Origin of the sequence: Pedomonas sp. (assembly GCF_036515995.1) — a bacterium.
Lineage (GTDB): Bacteria > Pseudomonadota > Alphaproteobacteria > Sphingomonadales > Sphingomonadaceae > Pedomonas.
Genome location: NZ_DATBUP010000173.1, coordinates 1 through 3,804, shown reverse-complemented (window position 1 = coordinate 3,804; position 3,804 = coordinate 1). Strand labels below are relative to the sequence as shown.

Genomic DNA, 3,804 nt, shown 5'->3' with positions numbered 1-3,804 from the left:
CCGCCCACCCCGGCCCCGCCTCAGGCCATCCTGAAATCGGCCCCGTCTCCCTGAAAACCGCGGATTCAAGCGAAACTTGAGGTGGCCTTTCGGCCGGACCGCTCCATATCTGGAGTGTTCCTAAAAGGGAGAGCGCCATGTCCTTGAAGAAACAGGGAGCCTTGCAGGCCTGGCTGCGCCCCGCCAACCCGGATTGGGCAACGGACGGCCAGCGTTACATATTCCCACCGCTGTCATCAGACGGCATCCGCATGTACATTACCAAGCAGGAAGACCGCACGGTTGAGGTTGCCGTCTCCACCCGCGAAGCCAGCTATATCTTCACCGCACCCATGCCCGAAACCCTGGCTCCCAAGGGCTTGTTCGTGTGCGTGACCTGGCAGGACGGCGAGACCATCGACCTGCAACTGGGCGAGGAGGTCGTCGCTTCCAAGCCATTCCACCTGTCGGCTCTGGCTTGATCGTTCGCGGCTGATCCCACGGCGGGGCCGGACGACCGGCCCCTGCCCGCCTCCTCCCGACATGCTCCGGCAGGCAGGCCGGAACTCAAAATCGTCGGGAAGTTTTACAAAGCAAAAATCTGGATAAATAGTAAGTCCCTTGTATTGCGCAGGAATCCGCTTCGGGCATGCTTCTTGCTTACTCTCCCGTAATAACTACGGGGACGCAACGAAATCATGTTCAGCAAGTTTTTACGCACCAGCATTGCCACACTGGCTGTCGCGTTCAGTCCGGTTGCAGCCGAAGCTGCACTGTACGAGGCCATTTGGCAGGTGCAACTGACCAAGCTACCGGGAAACGACCCAGGGGTGGACATTATACGCCCAGCCAGCTTCGAGTATAAGGTCCGCTTCTCAAATGACGTCTGGTACATCGACGATGAGTTTGAGCTGGACACCATGACGTTTTTTGATCGCGCGCCGATCATCCACACCCGCCCGGCCATGGATTATCTGCCGACACGGCCGGAAGGCGGTACACGGCTGGCGTATAACAATGTCTTCGCTTATGTGGCCGACGACGCATGGGCCTTTAGCGAGACGGTAAACGCCACCCAGCACGAGTTCATCGATACGGGCGACCTCTACTGGCAGCACTCCACCTACCTGCAAAATTCCCGCACTGGAGAAAGCCGGGGCGGAACCGGCGAACATGACTATTCAATGAGCGGCGATGCCATGATCGCTTATCTAGAAGAGGTCATGGCCAACCCGGACGCCTTTAGTGTGAGTTATAGTGAGCAGGTCACCATTCGCGCCGGCAAGTCCGGCGACATTTTATACAGCATCTGGTGGTTTGGCGACATGCAGTTGACCAGCCTGCGCGAACTGGAGGCGACCGACGTCTCAGAGCCACCGCTCTTGGCACTGCTCGGCACGGGCCTTGCTGGCATCGCGCTCTTTGGGCGTCGCAAGCGCCATCTTCAGAAAGAAGCCTGCTGAGGCTGCTCCACAGGAGGCCCCGCCCGGGCCTCCTGACCGCCCCTCGCCGCCTTAACCCTCGGGTTGAGCGAAGCTTGGCCGATGCGTCATTCCAGTCTGTTTACAACCGACCCCGTTCTTCCTTAATTTGCGGGCCGAAGGGCCATTCGCCCACGGCTTCTGACCGCTTCCGGTGACGGGAGCACCCTGAGAAGAACTGGCCGCGAAGGACTGGACGGACATGACACTGCCTCTTGGCCCGCTGATGCTGGCGGTTGACCGTTTCATCGCCCTTGCCGCCATCGCCCTGTTTCTTGCGGTGTGCGGCTGGATTGCCCGCCGGGCGGGGTATGCGGACAAGGGTCGCCGCGCCGCGCTCATTGCCGTCATCGCCGGCATCATTGCGGCCCGCGCTGGCTTCGTGATCTCCAACCTTGCCGCCTACGCGCCTGATCCGTGGACCGTATTTTACGTGTGGCAGGGCGGCTTTTCTGCGGTGTGGGGCGTGACGGCGGGCGCTGCTGCCCTGCTGCTGACCTGGCGTGGGCCGGAGCAACGCAAGGCACTTGCCGCGCTGGCGGTGATTGCGCTCGTGTGGTTCGGACTGGAGCGGTTCACGGTCCAGAGCCAGTCCCAGCCCTTTCCGGAGACGCTGGCCATCACCCGCCTGACCGGCCAGCCGCTGGCGCTGGACAGCCTGCGTGGCAAGCCCTTCGTCATCAACCTGTGGGCGACGTGGTGCCCGCCCTGCCGCCGCGAGATGCCCATGCTGATCGATGTGGCCGCCGACATGCCCGGCACACCGATCCTGCTGGTCAATCAGGGCGAGCCGGTTTCAACCGTCATCCGCTATCTGCACCGGGAGCAACTGGGCGCGCAGGCGATCATGCTCGACCCCAAGAGCCGGATGAGCGCCGCGCTCGACATCAGCGCCTACCCCGCCACCCTGTTCGTGGATGCCACCGGCACCATTCGCCAGATCCACACCGGCGAAATCTCGCGGGCGGCGCTGCTCTCAGGCCTGCGTCTGATCGGGGCCCCAACGGGCCAGTACGCCGGATAGAGAAACGGCGCCGCCAGCCAGGGCTGACGACGCCGATTCCGTTTGCCGAAGCACACTCTCTTTAGAATCGGGCGCCCAGACCCACCCAGACGCGCGCGCCGTCGATGGCGTAATCGAACTCATCGAGGTTCAGGCGCTTGTCGAACAGGTTCATCACGCCGCCATAGACCGACACATTGTCGTTCAGGCGGTACGAACCGCCGATGTCGACCGTGTTGTAGCCCGGCGCAAACTTGTTGCTGCCGCTGATCTGGGTTTCGGTCTGGCGCTCCTCACCGCGATAGATGCTGCGGATGTAAAGGCTGGTTGCGGGGTTCGGCCGCCAATCGAGCGAGGCCGTCAGCTGCTGCTTGGGCGTGTCGTTGACCGCCTTGCCCTTGTTGTCGCCAGTCAGCTGCTCGGAGTCCAGCAGCGTGGCCGTGCCCTTGAACATCACCGTCTCGGTCACCGGCACTTCCAGCGTCAGCTCAAGGCCACGGATACGAGCCTTGTCCACGTTGGTGTAGGTGGTCGGCTTGCGGCCAATGGTGCTGAGCGGCTCGTCCACGCACCAGGCCCCGGCTTCCTCGCAGGTGAGGCGCAGGATCTTGTTGTCAAAGTCGGTCTGATAGATGGTGACGCCCGCGCTGAAGCGGCTCTGGCTGTAGAGCACCGAGGCTTCATAGGTGGCGGAGGTTTCCGCCTTCAGGTCCGGGTTGCCGTACATGGTGCCGCCGCGCGAGGTCTGGCCCCAGCCCGGCTCGGTCTGACGCAGATCCGGCGCGCGGAAACCTTCCGAATAGCCGCCCTTCACGGTCAGGGCATCGGTCGGGTTCCACACCAGATAGGCGCGCGGGGTCCAGGAAGCACCGTACTTCTCGTCATGGTCGTAACGCAGGCCGCCGGTCAGGGCGACGGTTTCTGCCAGCCGAATTTCCGCTTCCGAGAAAGCAGCGTAGGACTCGCGGCTGATGCCGGTAACGGTGGAGCCGCGCAGGCCATTGCCGGTGAGATCGGTCAGGTCTTCGTAGCGGTAATAGCCGCCGAAGGTCAGGTTGTGGTTGCCGATCGGCACCGCCCAGATGGACTGGGCGACCGTGTTCTTGATGCGTTTCTCAGACGTGATGTTCTTTGCGTCTTCATGCTGCACATAGCTTTCGGAGGTCGCAAAACCCCAGTCACCGCTGTGGCTGAGCGAGCCGACATAGCGCTTCTGCAGCTGGCGGCTGACGGTACCCTCCGGATTGGACTGGTCAACCACGCCCGAGCCGCCAGTGCCGTAGCGCTGGGTCACGTCCTGACGGAAGTAGTTGCCTTCCGCGATCAGGCTGTGCTGGTCGC

The 3,804-nt window shown here is 62.6% G+C and carries 4 protein-coding genes; 3 read left to right on the top strand and 1 reads right to left on the bottom strand.

Annotated features, from left to right (window positions below; all coding sequences use genetic code 11):
* The first annotated feature begins 137 nt into the window (after positions 1–137).
* The 3 genes from VIG90_RS13035 (at position 138) to VIG90_RS13025 (ending at position 2,484) form a co-directional block, all read left to right on the top strand.
* Positions 138–461: a hypothetical protein gene (locus VIG90_RS13035; protein WP_331593956.1), complete on the top strand. Its 324-nt coding sequence runs from the start codon at positions 138–140 to the stop codon at positions 459–461.
* Positions 462–677: 216 nt separating this feature from the next.
* Positions 678–1,442, top strand: coding sequence for a hypothetical protein (locus VIG90_RS13030; RefSeq protein ID WP_331593955.1), 765 nt, complete (start codon positions 678–680; stop codon positions 1,440–1,442).
* Positions 1,443–1,662: 220 nt separating this feature from the next.
* Positions 1,663–2,484, top strand: a complete 822-nt coding sequence (locus VIG90_RS13025) for a TlpA disulfide reductase family protein (RefSeq protein WP_331593954.1) — start codon at positions 1,663–1,665, stop codon at positions 2,482–2,484.
* Positions 2,485–2,545: 61 nt separating this feature from the next.
* Here VIG90_RS13025 and VIG90_RS13020 read toward each other — a convergent pair.
* Positions 2,546–3,804: TonB-dependent receptor domain-containing protein (locus VIG90_RS13020; protein WP_331593953.1), on the bottom strand; the 1,259-nt coding region annotated here is incomplete at its 5' end.